Source organism: Salinicoccus luteus DSM 17002, from assembly GCF_000712035.1.
GTDB classification, from domain to species: Bacteria; Bacillota; Bacilli; order Staphylococcales; family Salinicoccaceae; genus Salinicoccus; species Salinicoccus luteus.
This window is the reverse complement of the sequence record NZ_JONV01000009.1, coordinates 1-18,542: the sequence shown is the minus strand read 5'-3', so window position 1 is coordinate 18,542 and position 18,542 is coordinate 1. Positions and strand designations below refer to the sequence as shown.

Below are 18,542 nucleotides of genomic sequence, written 5' to 3'. Positions count from 1 at the left end.
ATAGAAAACAATTTGTGCATCACTGATTGACAATAAGCATGGAAATGTGTAAAATATACCATGCACATACAAAAACACTTACACACGTTCATCAGGAAATAACTAAAATTATAGATGTGAATACGCGTCTGCAGTACCACACACTACTGCATAGCAATATTCAATCTGTAGAGGAGGATAACTCATGGCAGGTCCAAGAAGAGGCGGTCGTCGCCGTAAAAAGGTTTGCTACTTCACAGCCAATGGCATTACGCACATTGACTATAAAGAAGTAGATCTCCTTAAAAAGTTCATTTCAGAACGTGGTAAAATTCTTCCAAGACGTGTAACAGGTACTTCTGCGAAGTATCAGCGCCAGCTTACAAAAGCAATCAAGCGTTCACGTCATATGGCATTGCTTCCATATGTGAAGGAAGAACAATAATAATGTGAGTGAAATCCCCATCCTTAATTGGATGGGGATTTTTTGCGCAAAAAAAGGCCCATGGCCTGAGCCATGGGACCAAATGAATATATTATAGCCTGTCTCTATCTCTGTCCAGGCGGTCGTCATCTACTCGCCCTCTGTCATTTGTTGTCTCGTCAATGTCCACATCTTCACGGCGAACGTCTTCGGAAACATGCTCTGTATCTCTGACTTTATCTTTCTTTACGACGACTTCTTCATTTACGACATCTTCTTTTTCAACGTTTACACGCTCTTCGTTGACCGGTACATTGATGGAGTCTTGGTCATTTGTGTCGATGTCTCCTGCAGGACGGTCTCCATCCACGGGGCGCCTCTCTACTGTGACCTCTTCACGTTCGACCGGCACATCGAATTCCTGGTGGTCCGTCTCAACGTGCTTGTCGACATTCACTTCGCCTGTCTGAACCCTCTCTTTGTCTACGTTCAGCCGTTCTTCGCGGAGCTGGATTTTCTCTTCGTCTGTAAGGTCATCCCGGTCTGCAAACTCATCGGTATCGTCGGCAGGACCACTGGTATTCAATGCGCGTTCATCAACGCTATAGCGTCCTGCCCTGTCATCCAATGGTGCATCCCGGTCTGTATTGACTACATTCTGGTCACGTCTTCCTTCGACCATGTCATCGTTGATTGCCCGGTTATCCCGATCAGCATATTGATAATCTTCTTCGATTTCCGGACGTTCAGCACCATCGACGTAACGGTTTTCACCCCGTTTGCCGCCATCTGCTTCAGTTGTACCTTCGTTGTGTGCGCTGCCTAGGGCGGAGCCTGTTTCCCTGTCGACTTCAGGGCGTTCGGCACCATCGACGTAACGGTTTTCATCCCGCTCATCAGAACCGATGCCCCCAGCTGCCGCTGTAGCACCGGCTGCTCCGGTCACACCGGGGCTATGCGCACTGCTAGGAGTGGATCTTGGACGCTCTGCAGAGTCACCCTTATCCACCCTGTCCTCATCATCTTCGAGCAGTGGATCCTTAGGATAGTCAGTGGTGTCCCCTTCAATTTCATCGTTGACATAGAGAAGAATCTTACCGCTATCCAAGGCTTCCTTATACTCTTCCTCTTCCTGTGGATTCAGATTGAGGCCTGTCATTACCCGTTCCTCAGGCTCTTCTGCACTGAACCAGGAAACAATCTTATCCCAGGTGCTTCCTTCGGAAGTCTTGTAGTTCACATCAGTATAGTTCAAGGAAGAACCTTCAAGCTCTTCTCTGGAAACTACAGTAATTTGATTTTCGGCTACACCTTCGGACTTAAGCTGTTCAATTCTTCCCAACATTTCCTGTTCGCTCATGTATGATTCAATCTTACGCATAACTCATACCTCCATTTTGTTTGATGATTGGGTCTCGTTTCATCTCTAGAAAATGACTGATCACAGCGCGCATGCATCATCCTAATACGTATTAGATTTATACCCATGTGCATATTTAATAAACTCTCCTGAAAAATTTAATGGACGTCCTGACAGGGCTGTGGAATAATAATCTAAAAAGGGTGGAAATGATTGGAAGATATCTCAAGCAAGATTAGAATAAGAAGAAAAATGATGTCACTCTCCCAGAGGAGACTTTCTGAAGGCATTACTTCCCAGTCTGCCATATCCAGGTTGGAAAATGGGCAGTTCACCATACGTTTGGATGAATTTCTGGCTGTGATGGAACGTCTTAATCTGAGCGTACATGATGTATTCTGCAACGGGGACAAGACACCGGGCCTTATTGTACGGGAACGACTGGATGAGGCAAGAAGAAACCAGGATTACATAAAGATGACTGAAATTCTGGAAAGCGAGAGAAGCATGTTCTGGAAGCAGTCACCGGAACTTGAAGGCTATAGGTCTTGGCATCTGGGGCTTGTGAAGCAGTCAAAAGGAGAATACAGGATGGCGCTCCGTCTGATCAGTACAGCGATAGAAAAGAATCAGAGGAATGAATGGATGTATGAAGCGGTCGCAGAGATGCATCTGGCCAAAGGGATTATATACAGCAAAATGAAACTAGAAGCAATTGACTCGTATAAAGAAGCAGAAACATATTATGGACACTCAGGTAAAAAGTCATTTAAGCTGATAGTAAAGATTCTCTGCAATTTGTCTATCAGCTATTGTAGGTTAAACAATTACGAGAAGGCGATGAAGTACTCCGATAAAGCTCTGGACATACTACAGAAAAACGAATCTACATATCTACTTTGTGAAACGTTATATAACAAAATGATGGCTTTGATGGTGTTGGGATATAGAGACGAAGCCATAAGGATGATTAGCCAATTGGAGTATCTTTATAGTTCACATCAAAAGCTTGATATGTTGGAAAACTTAAAAAGTTATTCCGGAGAGAATATTTCATCATAAAAGCTATCTTAATTGGTTTATACACATTAAAGTATGATTAATGCTGATATATTGCATACATATAGAATGAGAGGAAGACAGATTATGAAACATATTTTAATGGCACTGGTCATTATTTTAAGCACTGCCAATTTTGAGTCTAGTAATCAACTTAATGCAGCCAAAAAAGGCGACTGCCTGTGTCCAGAGTATATCTTCTAGATGGGGACGAACAATAGAGGAGTGAGCGAGCTGGATAGTCCTCTGGCGCGATTGATGCTCTTGAACCAGTTTAAGATTATGAGTCTCCTTGACTCTGCAAACCGGGAGTCCTATTGCTACTACATGGATATTCTTACTGAAGGAATACAGAATAAGTATCCCCATGTCACGGAAATGATCAGCCGGGATGAGGTGACGATGGATGTATCCGGGGAGGTGGATTTGATTCTTGAAATCTTCAACAAGGTGGAAAGATCGATGGGACAGTTGTCCGAAGAGGTGCAGGATGAACTGTCTGCAGGTTATCATGTCCACTTCAATGGGTTCGATAGCGGCAGTAATGTAGAACATCACCATTTTACATACTGTAATTTTTTGAACCGACATGGCGAGATTGATATCCAAAAAAGGGAAGGTAACACATATAATTTATCGCTGCATCATTATAGGCAAATGATTCTTAACCACAAATCGTATGAATATATGGACCTTCTATCGGTTGATGAGATTAGGGGGGTCTGTATTGAAAAGGGACAGGAAATGGAAATGCTCAGGCCGAAGAATCTGAATATTACTGATGTTGGGGGCTTGAATACACTGCAGGTGGTGAAGGAAAGCTGCCTGGGTGTAAAGGAATAGTTATTAGTGAACCGCAGAAAAATGATCTGAAGCCATGATATGCCGCTTCAGATCATTTTTTCTTCGACTCTATTCAGGGTCTTTGACCTTCCCTTTGAAATCCGCTTCTGCACTTTCTTCCCTTTCCTGCTGTTCTTCCCTCCGTTCCATGAGATCCAGGTCTGAATAGAACATCAGATAGTTTCCTTCACTGATTTTGAATAAGTATCTCTCTATTTCATCTTCATCCAGTTCGTAGTCGTGGAGGAATCGTTCTGCCGGCTCGTTTCTAGCCAGTATCTCCTTCAGTCCCCTGTCATCCGTCACATGGATATGATAGACGACTTCTGTGTATTCAAGGGCTTCGAATTTTTTATCATCCCGGCCCATAAGATGGATATCCTCTTCATAATATCCTTCGGCCTTCAATTGTGTAATGCGGTCGAGCACCGCTTCCTGACTATCATACAGTTCGAAATAATTCATGATGAACCTCCTTTTCATAAATATCTTCAATTTTAGATAATATTCCCTCTTTGGCTGCTTCAAAACCCTCCTCATACACTTGTTGAAATTTTCTGTATTATTACCATTGTCGAAAATACATTGTTTATACCGGGCTTTTTTGCTATCATAAGTAATTAATTATTTTATTTCATATAATCATAATAATATGGATTATGAGTTTCTAGGCTTTACCTTAAATAAAGCTGCTATGAAATAACAATTGGATATCCGATTATCGGCTGTATCTTCATTGTTCCTATCATATGTTTTTTTTAAGGTGCACTATTTTAAAATAGGAGGCAATAAGAATGTGGGAAAGAAAGTTTGAAAAAGAGGGTTTGACGTTTGATGATGTGCTGCTGGTACCGGCGCATTCAGAAGTATTACCGAAAGAAGTGGATCTGTCCGTACAGCTGTCCGAGAGCATCAGACTGAATATACCGGTTCTGAGTGCAGGCATGGATACGGTGACTGAATCTGCCATGGCGATTGCGATTGCCCGTCAGGGCGGCCTTGGTGTCATCCACAAGAACATGTCGATTGAACGCCAGCGTGACGAGGTCGAGAAGGTCAAGCGCTCCGAGAATGGTGTCATTAAAGACCCCTTCTTCCTGACGAAGGAGGAGCAGGTGTTTGCAGCAGAACATCTGATGGGGAAATACCGCATTTCCGGTGTTCCAATCGTCAACAATCCCGAAGAGAAGAAACTGATCGGCATCATTACAAACCGTGATCTGCGTTTCATCGAAGACTATTCAAAACCGATTGATGATGTAATGACCAAAGAGAATCTCATCACGGCTGAAGTCGGCACGACACTGGATGAAGCGGCACAGATTCTTCAGAAATACAGAATTGAAAAACTCCCACTTGTCGATGAAGACAATATATTAAAAGGGCTCATCACAATAAAAGACATCGAGAAGGTCATCGAATTCCCGGGTGCCGCCAAGGACAGCCAGGGACGCCTGCTTGTGGCGGGTGCCATCGGCATCGCCAAAGAGACGGACAAGCGTGCGCAAGAACTCATCGCAGCCGGGGTGGATGCTCTGGTCATCGATACGGCGCATGGACACTCGGAAGGTGTACTCAATGCCATTCGTGATGTCCGCGATAAATTCCCTGATATCACGCTGATTGCCGGAAATGTGGCAACAGCGGAAGGTACGAAGGCACTGATCGAAGCAGGTGTCGATGTAGTCAAAGTCGGCATCGGTCCCGGGTCCATCTGTACAACACGGGTGGTTTCAGGTGTCGGTGTTCCCCAGATCACTGCAGTCTATGATGCAGCGAGTGAGGCAAGGAAACATGGCAAGACGATCATTGCAGATGGCGGCATCAAGCTGTCCGGCGACATCGTCAAAGCACTTGCGGCCGGAGGGCATGCGGTAATGCTCGGCAGCCTGCTGGCAGGTACGAGCGAATCTCCGGGAGAGACTGAAATCTTCCAGGGCAGAAGATACAAGACATACCGCGGCATGGGTTCCCTCGGAGCGATGGAGAAGGGCTCCAAAGACCGCTATTTCCAGGAGGATTCCGAAGCGAAGAAATTTGTTCCTGAAGGCATTGAAGGACGTACAGAGTACAAGGGTCCACTCAGCGATACAATCTATCAGCTGATGGGCGGCCTGAGATCCGGCATGGGCTATACGGGATCCCAGAACCTTGAGGCTCTGAGGGAGGACTCCCAATTAGTCAAGATTACGGGTGCAGGATTGATTGAAAGCCACCCGCACAATGTCCAGATCACCAAGGAATCCCCGAACTACTCTAGATAAGATAGGAGCACGGTTGAAAGATGGAAATGGCTAAAGAGCAGGAACTTATACTGGTTATCGACTATGGCAGTCAATACAACCAACTCATTACACGGCGCATCAGGGACCTTGGAGTCTACAGTGAACTCCATAACCCGAGCATTACAATGGAAGAAATAAGAGAATTGAACCCGCAGGGCATCATCCTCTCAGGCGGACCGCGCTCCGTCTATGCGGAGGATGCATTCACTGTGGATCCGGAAGTATTCGAACTTGGCGTACCGGTGCTCGGCATCTGCTACGGCATGCAGCTCATCACACAGCTGAACGGTGGGGAAGTCGTCCCTTCAAATGAGAAGGAATTCGGTCCGACTGAAATCAGTCTGGATGTCAGCGCCCCACTATTTAAAGGACTGGCGGAAAATGAAACGGTTCTGATGAGCCACAGCGACAAGGTCACCCATATTCCTGAATCCTTCAAACAGATCGCCTATACGCCCCTGTGCCAGTATGCAGGCATCAAGCATGAAGAGCAGGAAATCTATGGCGTGCAGTTCCACCCGGAATCCAAGCACTCCAAAAATGGCGATACATTCCTCAGGAATTTCATCCGTGACATCTGTGGGTGCCACGGAGAATGGTCGATGGACAACTTCATCGCCATTGAAATCGATAAGATACGCGAGGAGGTCGGCGACAGGAAAGTGCTGTGTGCAATGAGCGGCGGAGTGGATTCATCCGTTACCGCCGTATTGATGCACAGGGCAATCGGTGACAACCTCACATGCATCTTCGTCGATCATGGTCTGCTTCGGAAGGGCGAAGCGGAAATGGTCATGGAGCAGTTTGGTGAAGGATTCAATATGAATATCATCAAAGTGGATGCGAAAGACCGCTTCCTGAATAAACTTAAAGGCGTGGCCGATCCGGAACAGAAGCGGAAGATCATCGGCAATGAATTCATCTATGTATTCGACGATGAAGCGTCCAAACTTGAAGAAGTGGACTTCCTGGCACAGGGCACGCTCTACACGGACATCATCGAATCCGGCACAGAGACGGCAACGACGATCAAATCGCACCACAACGTCGGCGGGCTGCCTGAAGACATGCAGTTCAAACTGCTCGAACCGCTCAACACACTGTTCAAGGATGAAGTACGTGAGCTCGGCATAGAGCTTGGCATCCCTGAGCATCTTGTATGGAGACAGCCGTTCCCGGGTCCTGGCCTCGGCATCCGCATCCTTGGGGAAATCACAGAAGAGAAGCTGGAGATTGTGCGCGAAAGCGACTGGATCCTGCGGGATGAAATCAAGAAGGCAGGACTCGATCGTGAAATCTGGCAGTACTTCACAGTCCTTCCCGACATCCGCTCCGTCGGTGTCATGGGTGACTACCGTACGTACAGCCACACCATCGGCATCCGAGCCGTCACAAGCATCGACGGCATGACGAGTGAATTCGCCAAGATCGACTGGGACGTATTGGAACGCATCTCAAAACGCCTCGTCAATGAGAGCGAACAGATCAACCGTGTTGTCTACGACATCACAAGCAAGCCACCGGCTACAATCGAGTGGGAATAGCTGGATGGAATTAAAAGCACTCTATAACGTCAGTTGTTATAGAGTGCTTTTGTTCTATAGTCATGAATTTAATAGTGTATTACAGACAGGACACGCCACGGGGAAACTCTCCTGCGGCGTGTCTTGTTATCTGTCCAAACTTAAGATTGGACTATTTCTTTTTATATGACCAGGACCATGTTTCTCCGTCTGAAGAGAAATGGTATACATGTTTGTGTTCATGGTCGTATAGATGGAAGTCGTAGGCGCCCGGTTTCACCGGCTTTTCATTCAACTTCTCTGGATGGTTATGGGCCAGATAAATCAGCTCATCATCGGTAAAATTCTTTGAAGGTTCATATGACCATTTCCAATACGTACCATCATAGGAGAAGTGGAATTCATAACCGTCATGGAAAAAGTTGTAGTTATACGGTGCGTCCTGTATCGGAGCTGCATTTAATGTTTCAGGTGAATATAGTGCCAGTTCAGCCAGGCGTTCTTTTTTGGCACCAACTTCCTCTTGGGTCATGTCAGTCTGACCGTTATTCTCTCCCGCCTGAAGCTGTTGTTCCTTTTGGTATATTGCTGCGACTTTTTCATTGAATTCTACTTGGGACAAATCGCCGAAATCCTTTTCGTAAGCCAAATCGTTAATTCTATCTTGAGCTTCTTGGGACATCCACGCAATCTCAAACCCTGTGTTTGCCCATCCGTCACCATCCGGATCAGTTTCTGGAGGGAGTATTTCGCCCCAGACAGTCTTCGCACCTTCTTCTTCATCCACGTCATCCGCTTGTGCCGTGCCGCTCATCCCTGTAAATACCAGTGTACTTGAGACCAGTAGTGAGCCGAGTAAAGTTCTTTTCTTCATCTTAAGAACTCTCCTTTCAGAAACGATTGGTCTTGCTACCATGAAACTAACACAGGCAATTAAACGTTTCAAATGTACTTAAAATTCAAAATGTTCAATATTAAAGAAGGGAGAATAGAACTAATAGCGGCGGAGCCATACTCCAAGTCATATACAAGGTGTTCTTATTTTTTATTTTATAGTATTATTTAACCTAGTGTTACAGATATTGGTGGATTGAAATGTATGCATCACAAAAATATATGACTATCATTGGAGGCCGACATGCGTAAAATTGCCTACTACTTGGCTGTTGTACTGTTCATCATGCTCATACCCGTATCCCGGGTGGCTGCAGATACTGAAGAGGAAGCGACTCAGGAGAACCCGCAGGAACTATCCACTGAGGAACCGATGGAGGAGCCGACCTTCGAATCTTCTACAGAAGAATATACTGATGAGTACTATGAGGAATGGACAGATGAGACATATGATTACGTTCCTCCTCAAACGGAAGAGACGTATGAAGAATGGACAGAAGAGTCCTATGAAGATTCATATGAGCCGGAACCGACTGTTGAACAGACAGTGGAGCCGACTGTCGAGGAATTCACTCAGGAGATCATCGAGGAACCGGTCGAAGCACCAACAGAGGAGCCGGCTGCAGAAATGGAACCGGTGAACGTGGATATCAACCAGTCTGAAGTGACGGAGTTTTCGATTGAGGGAAAGGTAATGGCAGATGCCAAAGGTGTGGCGGATGTCACGGTCTCCCTCTCGGGAGAGAAGGAAGATGAAGCGGTGACGGACGCAGAAGGAAAATTCCAGTTCCAGGAAGTGCCGGCTGGAGACTATACACTTGAAATCGATGTACCTGAGGGATTTGAAGCGGCTGAGACGGACAAAAAGTTGACTATTGAAGATAAAGGAAAGAAAGGCATCGTCTTTGACCTTTCAGAAAAGGATGAACCGCAAGCAGAGGATCTGGATCCGGAAGAACAGGTGTCTGCCGGTGAAAATTTAGAAGAGCCGGGGATGAACACGATGCTGGTGGTTATAGGAAGCGTACTTCTGATACTCGGTCTGTTGGTGTATGCAATCCGGTTGGTCCGCAACAAGTAGTGATGTAAGAAAGTCTGACATGTGATGTCAGGCTTTTTTACATGGATTTTGAACATTCAGAAAATGGTTATATAATGTCCTCATACTTAATTTGGGGGAATGATCATGGATACGATTTTTATATTTCTTTGTACACTTCTGGTCTGGCTGATGACGCCGGGATTGGCACTGTTCTACGGAGGTCTCGTACAATCCAAGAATGTACTGAATACTTCGATGCACAGTCTGGCGGCTATTGTCGTCGTAACTTTTGTGTGGGTGGGCCTCGGGTTTTCATTAAGTTTTGGGGGAAGCAACCTGTTCATAGGAGACCTTTCCTATATAGGCCTGACAGGAGTGGGGTATGAACCGAATGCCGCATTTTCCGAAACGATTCCGTTCGCCTTGTATATGCTGTTCCAGCTGACCTTCTGTACGATTGCAGTCTCCATCCTGACAGGGTCGGTTGCAGAACGCATGAAGTTCGGACCATTTCTACTGTTCATGGCCCTATGGGTCATTCTTGTCTACAGCCCGGTCGCGCACTGGGTATGGGGTGGCGGATGGATCCACTCCATCGGAGCAATCGACTTCGCAGGCGGGACGGTCGTCCATATCTCATCCGGTGTATCAGGACTGGTACTTGCTCTGATGCTCGGCTCAAGAAAGCCGGACAATAAAAAACCGCCACACAACCTTGTCATCACGATGGTCGGTGCCATCCTGGTATGGTTCGGATGGTTCGGGTTCAATACGGGGAGTGCATTGACATTTGATGCCATTGCGATGAGTGCTTTTGCAAATACGGTTTTGGCATCCACGGCCGGTATTGCCGGCTGGGTGCTGGTGGAAAGGCTCATGAAAGGCAAGGTATCACTGATCGGGACACTCTCAGGCATGCTTGCCGGACTGGTGGCCATTACGCCGGCGGCTGGATTCGTCACCTATGGCGGAGCCATGGCACTTGGCCTTCTGGGCGGCGCAATCTGTTTCTTCGCAATCACAAAACTGAAAGTGCTGTTGAACTACGATGACGCGCTCGATGCGTTCGGACTCCACGGTATTGGAGGCATCGTCGGTGCAATCGGCACAGGAGTCCTGCAGACAAGTGCCGTAAATCCTGGGATTGCAGATGGCCTCCTTGCAGGTGGCGGGTTCACGCCTGTAGTTGCGCAGATTGTTGCAGTGACCGCCACCATCCTGTTCAGTGCTGTAATGACATATGGAATCGCCAAGGGCATCAGCCTCTTCACGACGCTCCGTACGGATGAGAAGGAGGAGCTCGATGGACTCGATGTGGTCATTCATGGCGAGAAGGCATATGAATATTCCAACTCATAGAAGCGAAGGAGATATAAAATAGGGGAGAAGTGTTTCATCCATCCAACAAGGGGTAAGATATAATCAAGACTGATGGTAGCATCCCCCTCAACTGATACAGTGCCGCTTTAAATAGCGGCATTTTTTATATGTCTTGCATTCTGAAGGGAAATATTTACATTTCACAATTTATGAAAGCCTTTACATTGCTGTCTATACATGTTATAGTTATGGCGATAAATCAACATTAGAAGGAGTGTGGAATGAATGGCAGTGAACCGGGATGATGTCAAAGCCATTATTGACGCGGTTGGTGGCAAAGAGAATGTCAATGCAGCAACGCACTGTGTGACGAGGCTGCGGCTTGCTCTTGAAGATGAATCCAAAGTGGACAAGGAGAAGCTGGATTCAATCGATCTGGTCAAAGGCTCTTTTGCTGCGAACAACCAGTTCCAGGTGGTCATTGGCCAGGGGACTGTAAATGACGCTTTTAAGATTTTTGAGGAGGAGACGGGCAAAGGCGGCGGCTCGAAGGATGAAGTGAAAGCGGCAGCTGCCCAGAAGATGAACCCGATACAACGGTTCATCAAGATGCTTGGTGATATATTCATTCCTATTCTTCCTGCAATCGTTACAGCGGGTCTGCTGCTTGGTATAAACAACCTGCTGACAGTGCAAGGACTGTTCTGGGACAATGATTCCGTCATTACCCGCTTCCCGGGCATAGAAGGTATTGCGAGTATGATCAATTTCATTGCGGTTGCGCCATTCATCTTCCTGCCGGTGCTGATCGGCTGGTCTGCCATGAAGGTATTCGGCGGGAACCCGCTGCTTGGTATCGCCCTCGGTGTCGCATTATGTCACCCTGATCTTGCCAGCCAGTATGGATTATTCGATGCGGAAGCCGGTGAACTGGCGGATATTCCGACGTGGAACTTCTTCGGTCTGCAAATTGAACAGCTGAACTACCAGGGCCAGGTCCTGCCGGTTCTGGTGGCCGCATGGCTGCTTGCGAAAGTGGAGAACTTCCTGGATAAGCGGATCCATGACATGTTCAAGCTGCTTCTGGTCGCACCGATTTCACTACTTGTAGTCGGCATACTTACCTTCACACTGATCGGTCCTATCACTCTGTTCCTGAGCGGCATCATTTCTGACAGTGTAGTGTGGTTGTTTGAATCAGCGGGCATCCTGGGTGGTGCGGTCTATGGACTGTTCTACGCACCACTTGTCATAACGGGTCTGCACCATATGTTCCTGGCAATGGACCTTCAGCTTATCGGGACGACCGGTGCCACCTACCTCTGGCCGATACTGGCAATTTCAAATATTGCCCAGGGCTCCGCAGCCTTCGGTGCATGGGTGATCTATCGTCAACAGAAGAAGAAGAAAGAGGAAGGTTTGGCGATGACCTCCGGTATTTCCGGTTGGCTGGGCGTCACTGAGCCTGCGATGTTCGGTGTCAACCTGCCGCTTAAATATCCGTTCCTCGCAGCCATCCTCACTACAGCATTCGTCGGCGGACTTTTCGGGATGAATGGCCTGACTGCAGCGAGTGTCGGCGTCGGTGGGGTGCCGGGTGTCATTTCGATTACGGAGGGCTTCTGGCTGCTCTTCACCATAGGGATGGGTATCGCGATTGTCGTTCCATTCCTGCTTACACTCCTCTTCTCCAGGTTTGCAAAAGAGAAGACGAAAGATATGGTCAAAGATTAAATCAAGCAAAAGGAGTTTTTTAAGATGGCATCTACAGACTGGAGAAAATCGGTGGTCTATCAGATCTATCCTAAATCTTTCAACGATACGACTGGAAGCGGAGAAGGAGACATCAGAGGCATCATAGAGAAGCTGGACTACTTCACGACACTGGGTGTGGATTATCTCTGGCTCACACCGGTCTATGAATCCCCCATGAACGACAATGGCTATGATATCAGCAATTATTATGAAGTGAACCCCCAGTTTGGAACAAAGGAAGACCTTGAGGAACTGCTGGAGAAGGCGCATGACAAAGGTCTCAAAATCATGATGGATATCGTCATCAATCATACGTCGACAGAGCATCAGTGGTTCGTCGAATCGAGGAAATCCCGGGACAGCAAGTACCGGGACTACTATATCTGGAAGGATGGCACATACGATACGCCTCCTACGAACTGGGAATCGAAGTTTGGCGGGAATGCATGGGCATATGATGAAGAAACAAATCAATACTACCTCCGGCTCTTCGATATCACCCAGGCAGATCTGAACTGGGAGAATGAAGACATGCGGCGGGATATATATGACATGATCAATTACTGGATAGATTTCGGTGTGGATGGTTTCCGCTTTGATGTCGTCAACCTGATATCCAAAGGTGAATTCAAAGATTCCGATGGGCCAGGGAAGGAATTCTACACCGATGGCCCCAAAGTCCATGAATATATCAATGAATTGAACCGTAATACTTTTGGAGACAGGGATATTATGACGGTTGGAGAGATGTCCTCGACTACCATTGAACATTGCCTGAAATACACCAACCCGGAACGTGACGAATTGAATTCCGTGTTCAACTTTCACCACCTTAAGGTCGACTATCCCGGCGGGGAAAAATGGACGCTTGCAAACTTCGATTTTCTGGAACTAAAAAGGATATTGATGGAATGGCAGGTGGCTATGGATGAAGGTGGAGGTTGGAACGCCATCTTCTGGTGCAACCATGACCAACCCCGCGTCGTATCCAGGTTTGGTAATGATGAAACCGAAGAAAACAGGGTGTTGAGCGGGAAAATGCTGGCGATTGCACTTCATGGGCTGAAAGGCACACCCTATATCTACCAGGGCGAAGAGATCGGCATGACGAACCCCGACTTCAAACGCATCGACCAGTATCGCGATGTGGAGAGCCTCAATGCCTATTCGATCCTGAGGGAGGAAGGGATGGATGCTTCCCTTATACTGGATATTCTGGCGACCAAATCGAGGGATAATTCCAGAACCCCCGTGCAGTGGGATGATTCGAAGAATGCCGGATTTACAGAAGGCGTCCCATGGATAGAAGTGTCTGACAGGTATGAAGAAATAAACGTTGCACGTGCGCTTGAAGACAGCAGTTCCATTTTCTATACGTATCAGAAGCTGATTCAGCTGAGACATGAACTGGATGTGCTGACATACGGCATTGTGGAGCCCCATCTTATGGAGGATGAGGACCTCTTCGTCTATGAGCGTCTATATGAAGGGGACCGCATCACTGTCATAGCCAACTTCAGGAATAAGGAAGTGCCGTATCCGGAAAGCATTGATTCAGAAGGGGAGGTCCTTCTGTCCAACTATGGGGATAGGAAGGGTGTTCTGAGACCTTTTGAAGGCATGATGATATATGGACAAAACAATTGAAAAAGGATATGATGTATGTAATTTAAATACATCCGGGAAAGCGGTAGGGTGAGTACTATGAATTTGAACAAATACAATCATATTTATCAGGTGCTGTCGAGTGACATTGCAGAAGGCAAGTACAACAAAGGGGATGTTCTGCCTTCTGAGCATAGGCTGGTCAACATGTTCGATGTATCCAGAGAAACAGTCAGGAAGGCTCTGAATCTACTGCAGGAGAATGGGTATATTCAGAAGATGAAGGGCAAAGGATCTGTAGTCATCTATAATCCTTCCATGGATTTCACCGTTTCCCATCTTACAAGCTTCAAGGAAATCCAGCAGCTGAAGACAAAGCAGTATTCCACTAAGGTTGTGGAGCTCAAGCAGTATCCTGCTGAAGATTTCCCGCGTGTAATGGAAGCACTGAAACTTCAGCCAGAGGAGAAGGTATGGCGTCTGATCAGACAAAGGCGTTTTGAAGACAGGACGCATATCGTGGATATAGACTACTTCATCGTAGAGATGATGCCTGGCTTGAACGAGGAGATCGCAAGCGATTCAATCTATGAATACATTGAAAAGAGGATGGGCCTCACAATCGCCTATTCGCATAAGGAAATTACATTTGAACCGATGAATGAACAGGATCTTGAACTGTTCGGCAATGTGATTCCTCCATACACTGCGACGGTCCGTTCAGTCGTCCATCTGAATGATGCCAGACCATTCCAGTTCAATGTCTCCAAGCACCTGGCCAATGAATTCAAGTTCGTCGATTTCTCCCGCCGCTTTCATGGTGAATAGTGGTTTAATCTTGCATTGGTCCATGGATTTTGATATTATATAACATGCCGTGCTAAGTGGGGAGGTAGCGGTGCCCTGTACCTGCAATCCGCTCCAGCAGGACTGAATTCCGCTCCGAGGATACTCGGTGTGAGGACTGCCTCGATCTCACCAGTGTTGAGATCCCGGTCCTATGCAATAGAACGTCACGAACCATGTCAGGTCCGGAAGGAAGCAGCATTAAGTGGCCCATTCTATGTGCCGTAGGACAGCCGGGGTTGAGCTGGTGGATCGAGTAACGCTTGTGCCGGGTGTTCGAAGAGCGGTGCACGGTTACATAGCAGATGACTGCATCTTATGATGCAGTCATTTTTTGTTGTCTGGAATTAGGGTGGATAGCTTATATATGGTATAATAAATAGCATAAATGACTCAGTATGGAGGTGCCGCTGGATGGAATATCAAGCCTTGTATCGGGCGTTCCGGCCGCAGACATTTGAAGATGTGGTGGGGCAGAAGCATGTCACGAAAACGTTGAGAAACGCAATAATCAGAGATAAGGAATCCCACGCATACCTGTTCAGCGGACCCAGGGGAACAGGAAAGACAAGTATTGCGAAAATCTTTGCCAAGGCACTCAATTGCCGTTTCGGGGCTGAAGGGGAACCATGCAACGAATGTGATATTTGCATGAGCATTACTGAGGGTAGTGCAAATGATGTAATAGAAATTGATGCTGCCAGTAATAACGGTGTGGATGAAATCAGGAACATACGCGAAAAAGTGAAATATGCACCGTCTGAAGCAATGTACAAAGTGTATATCATCGATGAGGTGCACATGCTGACTACGGGTGCTTTCAACGCTCTGCTGAAAACCCTTGAGGAGCCGCCGGGCCATGCGATCTTCATTCTGGCAACGACTGAGCCCCATAAAATTCCTGCAACTATCATTTCAAGGTGCCAGCGCTTCGACTTCAAGGCGATCGAGCTGAATGAAATAGTGGAGAGGCTTAAGTATGTGGCAAAGAGTGAGTCTCTGGAGTACGAAGCGGATGCCATAGAGTACATCGCGAGGACTTCCGAAGGCGGAATGCGGGATGCGCTCAGCATAATGGACCAGGTTATTGCCTACAGCAATGATGCAATTACCCTGGACGATGCCATTATGATTACGGGAGGCATCAAATCCGAGGAGCTGAATGAATGGCTGAAACTGATTGACCACCGGGACTCAAGGGAAGCGTTCATCAAATACCATCAGTTCATCGAAGAGGGGAAAGATCCGACAAGGCTGATCCACGAGCTCGTCTATTACATCAGGGACATCATTCTGATGAAGCATGATGGAGAAATCGATGAGGATGTCGCCTTTGCCCATACCGAGGACAAGGTGCTCTACGAAATGATTGATGTATTGAACGATGCGATGGTCATGATGCGCTTTTCAGTGAATACGAGTGTTCATCTCGAGGTGGTCATCGTCAAGCTGATCCAGGTGCTCAACCGAAACGATCGGGCCGTGGAACCGCAAGCGGTGGATCTTTCACATATTGAACAGAAACTGGCGGAGCTGGATAAGAAACTCTCCAATTATTCACAGGCATCGAGTAACCAGGCGCCGGAACCACAGAGGAGTACGGAAAGCCAGAGCCGGTCTTCAAAAGGCTTTTCCTTGAGACAGATTGAAAAAGTACTGGATAATGCTAATAAGGAAGACCTGGTGAAGCTCAAGGATGATTGGCCGAAAGTCTATCAGCATGTCGAGGAGAAGGGGTACCATGCTCTCAGATCCTTGATTAAAGACTCGGAACCTGTTGCTGCCAGTGACACACATGTCCTTCTCAAGTTCAAAAGTGATCTGCACAGTGATCTGATCAATAAGGATGAAAAGAAGCGACAGGAGCTGGAAGCGGTCATCCCTTCCATCATTGGGAAGGATGTAAAAGTCGTTGGCGTACCCGATTCGAGCTGGCTGCAGGTAAGACACGACTATATTCAGGAAAAGAAGGCGCATAAGGAAAAGAAATCTGATGAAGATGATAAGAAGCCTTCTGATGTCGCCAAGGAGATCTTTGGAAGTGACGTTGTAGAAACGCGCTCATGATATCTGTTTATAAAAGAAGCAATTTCATATATACTATATAGAAGAAAAATGAAAACTGATTTGGAGGAGAATATATATGCGTGGCGGAATGAACAATATGCAAGGCATGATGAAGCAGATGCAGAAGATGCAGAAGAAGATGCAGGAAGAGCAGGAAAAGCTGAAAGAGGAAAAAGTAGAAGGTACTGCTGGAGGAGGCATGGTCAAGGTGACCGTTTCAGGACACAAGGAAGTGCTTGATGTGGAAATCCAGGAAGAAGTGGTAGATCCTGAAGACATCGAAATGCTCCAGGATTTGATTGTTGCTGCTACGAATGAAGCAATGACGAAAGCGGATGAACTCTCAAGCGAGCGTCTTGGTCAACATACCAAAGGTATGAACATCCCGGGAATGATGTAGGATGCATTATCCAGAACCCATATCAAAGCTGATCGACAGCTTCATGAAATTGCCGGGCATTGGGCCGAAGACTGCCCAACGTCTGGCATTTTATGTACTCAATATGAAAGAGGACGACGTTGTCAATTTTTCACGGAGTCTAATGGAAGTAAAGAGAGACCTGCAATTCTGTTCTGTTTGTGGCCATATCACGGACATCGATCCCTGCTATATATGTCAGGACAAGAATAGAGATCGCTCCATAGTCTGTGTAGTGCAGGATACAAAAGATGTCATTGCAATGGAGAAGATGCGTGAGTATAAGGGCCTGTACCATGTCCTTCATGGTGCGATCAGCCCGATGGATGGCATCGGACCGGAAGATATCAATGTGGCCACATTGATCGAGAGACTGAAGGATGACCAGATAGAAGAGATCATACTGGCAACAAACCCCAATATAGAAGGGGAGTCTACAGCAATGTACATTTCCCGTCTGGTCAAGCCGATCGGTGTGAAGATCACGCGCCTTGCGCATGGACTTCCGGTTGGAGGGGATCTGGAATATGCAGATGAAGTCACGCTTTCAAAGGCGATAGAGTACCGTACGGAGCTATAGAAGAAACCAGGCCATTGAATGAAAAGGTGGCCTGGAAAACTTTTTTTGAAAAACCCCTTGCATTCTTTAAGTAAACCCTGTATAGTTATTTCTTGTCGGACGAAACGCAAAACCGACACAACAAACGTTACTATTAAGTTAAAAAAGATATAAAAAAGTGTTGCATCGCTCAGGTCAACATGCTATAATAGTAAAGCAGTCAAAAACAGAGAACATTGAAAACTGAATGACAATATGTCAACGTTAATTCCGAAAAAACGAATGCTTCGGCATTCAACTTGGGCGACAAGTAAAACCGCAACGGAGTCAGAGAACTTCCAATTATGGAGAGTTTGATCCTGGCTCAGGATGAACGCTGGCGGCGTGCCTAATACATGCAAGTCGAACGCGCGGATCAGGAGCTTGCTCCTGTGACGCGAGTGGCGGACGGGTGAGTAACACGTAGGCAACCTGCCCATCAGACCGGGATAACCACGGGAAACCGTGGCTAATACCGGATAATCCTTTCCCACACAAGTGGGAGAGTTGAAAGGCGGCCTTTT

The 18,542-nt window shown here is 46.9% G+C and carries 16 protein-coding genes, 1 rRNA gene, 1 other RNA gene and 1 riboswitch; of the genes, 15 read left to right on the top strand and 3 right to left on the bottom strand.

Annotated elements, in window-relative coordinates; translation table 11 throughout:
- The first annotated feature begins 184 nt into the window (after nt 1-184).
- Nucleotides 185-424, top strand: coding sequence for a 30S ribosomal protein S18 (gene rpsR, locus BO53_RS0106645; protein ID WP_031546752.1), 240 nt, complete (start codon nt 185-187; stop codon nt 422-424).
- A gap of 91 nt (nt 425-515) precedes the next feature.
- On the opposite strand, the gene BO53_RS13575 is transcribed toward rpsR, so the two are convergent.
- Nucleotides 516-1,784, bottom strand: coding sequence for a DUF2382 domain-containing protein (locus BO53_RS13575; RefSeq protein WP_051683047.1), 1,269 nt, complete (start codon nt 1,782-1,784; stop codon nt 516-518).
- Nucleotides 1,785-1,976: 192 nt separating this feature from the next.
- Between BO53_RS13575 and BO53_RS13370 the strand changes: the two genes are divergently transcribed.
- Nucleotides 1,977-2,825: a helix-turn-helix domain-containing protein gene (locus BO53_RS13370; protein ID WP_037341955.1), complete on the top strand. Its 849-nt coding sequence runs from the start codon at nt 1,977-1,979 to the stop codon at nt 2,823-2,825.
- A 201-nt stretch (nt 2,826-3,026) separates the two neighbouring features.
- Nucleotides 3,027-3,665, top strand: coding sequence for a YfbU family protein (locus BO53_RS0106625; protein ID WP_084184950.1), 639 nt, complete (start codon nt 3,027-3,029; stop codon nt 3,663-3,665).
- Between the two features lie 69 nt (nt 3,666-3,734).
- On the opposite strand, the gene BO53_RS0106620 is transcribed toward BO53_RS0106625, so the two are convergent.
- Entirely contained in the window at nt 3,735-4,130 is a 396-nt protein-coding gene (locus BO53_RS0106620) for a general stress protein (protein WP_031546748.1), read from the bottom strand.
- Between the two features lie 149 nt (nt 4,131-4,279).
- A riboswitch (purine riboswitch) is annotated at nt 4,280-4,380 on the top strand.
- Between the two features lie 79 nt (nt 4,381-4,459).
- Here BO53_RS0106620 and guaB point away from each other — a divergent pair.
- Together guaB and guaA are read left to right on the top strand one after the other, a co-directional pair.
- Nucleotides 4,460-5,929: an IMP dehydrogenase gene (gene guaB, locus BO53_RS0106615; protein ID WP_031546747.1), complete on the top strand. Its 1,470-nt coding sequence runs from the start codon at nt 4,460-4,462 to the stop codon at nt 5,927-5,929.
- A gap of 20 nt (nt 5,930-5,949) precedes the next feature.
- On the top strand, nt 5,950-7,494 hold the full coding sequence (gene guaA, locus BO53_RS0106610; protein ID WP_031546746.1) for a glutamine-hydrolyzing GMP synthase: 1,545 nt from the start codon (nt 5,950-5,952) through the stop codon (nt 7,492-7,494).
- Nucleotides 7,495-7,645: 151 nt separating this feature from the next.
- On the opposite strand, the gene BO53_RS13570 is transcribed toward guaA, so the two are convergent.
- Nucleotides 7,646-8,347, bottom strand: coding sequence for a hypothetical protein (locus BO53_RS13570; protein ID WP_051683045.1), 702 nt, complete (start codon nt 8,345-8,347; stop codon nt 7,646-7,648).
- Nucleotides 8,348-8,611: 264 nt separating this feature from the next.
- Between BO53_RS13570 and BO53_RS0106600 the strand changes: the two genes are divergently transcribed.
- The 10 genes from BO53_RS0106600 to BO53_RS0106560 form a co-directional block, all read left to right on the top strand.
- Nucleotides 8,612-9,448 (top strand): SdrD B-like domain-containing protein, encoded by an 837-nt coding sequence (locus BO53_RS0106600; protein ID WP_031546744.1) that lies wholly within the window; start codon nt 8,612-8,614, stop codon nt 9,446-9,448.
- Between the two features lie 105 nt (nt 9,449-9,553).
- Complete coding sequence (locus tag BO53_RS0106595; RefSeq protein ID WP_372908959.1) at nt 9,554-10,768, top strand: ammonium transporter; 1,215 nt, start codon at nt 9,554-9,556, stop codon at nt 10,766-10,768.
- Nucleotides 10,769-11,014: 246 nt separating this feature from the next.
- The gene (gene treP / locus BO53_RS0106590) at nt 11,015-12,463 is read left to right on the top strand and encodes a PTS system trehalose-specific EIIBC component (RefSeq protein ID WP_031546742.1); all 1,449 of its coding nucleotides are present in this window, start codon (nt 11,015-11,017) and stop codon (nt 12,461-12,463) included.
- A gap of 24 nt (nt 12,464-12,487) precedes the next feature.
- The gene (gene treC, locus BO53_RS0106585) at nt 12,488-14,131 is read left to right on the top strand and encodes an alpha,alpha-phosphotrehalase (protein ID WP_031546741.1); all 1,644 of its coding nucleotides are present in this window, start codon (nt 12,488-12,490) and stop codon (nt 14,129-14,131) included.
- 57 nt (nt 14,132-14,188) lie between these two features.
- Nucleotides 14,189-14,917, top strand: a complete 729-nt coding sequence (gene treR / locus BO53_RS0106580) for a trehalose operon repressor (protein WP_031546740.1) — start codon at nt 14,189-14,191, stop codon at nt 14,915-14,917.
- A 47-nt stretch (nt 14,918-14,964) separates the two neighbouring features.
- Nucleotides 14,965-15,229, top strand: an RNA gene (gene ffs, locus BO53_RS13725) — signal recognition particle sRNA large type.
- A 120-nt stretch (nt 15,230-15,349) separates the two neighbouring features.
- On the top strand, nt 15,350-17,002 hold the full coding sequence (gene dnaX / locus BO53_RS0106575; RefSeq protein WP_031546739.1) for a DNA polymerase III subunit gamma/tau: 1,653 nt from the start codon (nt 15,350-15,352) through the stop codon (nt 17,000-17,002).
- Nucleotides 17,003-17,078: 76 nt separating this feature from the next.
- Nucleotides 17,079-17,402 carry a YbaB/EbfC family nucleoid-associated protein gene (locus BO53_RS0106570; protein ID WP_031546737.1) on the top strand — a complete coding sequence of 108 codons (324 nt, stop codon included), beginning with the start codon at nt 17,079-17,081 and terminating at the stop codon, nt 17,400-17,402.
- A 1-nt stretch (nt 17,403) separates the two neighbouring features.
- A complete protein-coding gene (gene recR, locus BO53_RS0106565) occupies nt 17,404-18,000 on the top strand; it encodes a recombination mediator RecR (protein ID WP_031546735.1) in 597 nt (198 codons plus the stop codon).
- A gap of 320 nt (nt 18,001-18,320) precedes the next feature.
- A 16S ribosomal RNA gene (locus tag BO53_RS0106560) occupies nt 18,321-18,542 on the top strand; the annotation flags it as partial.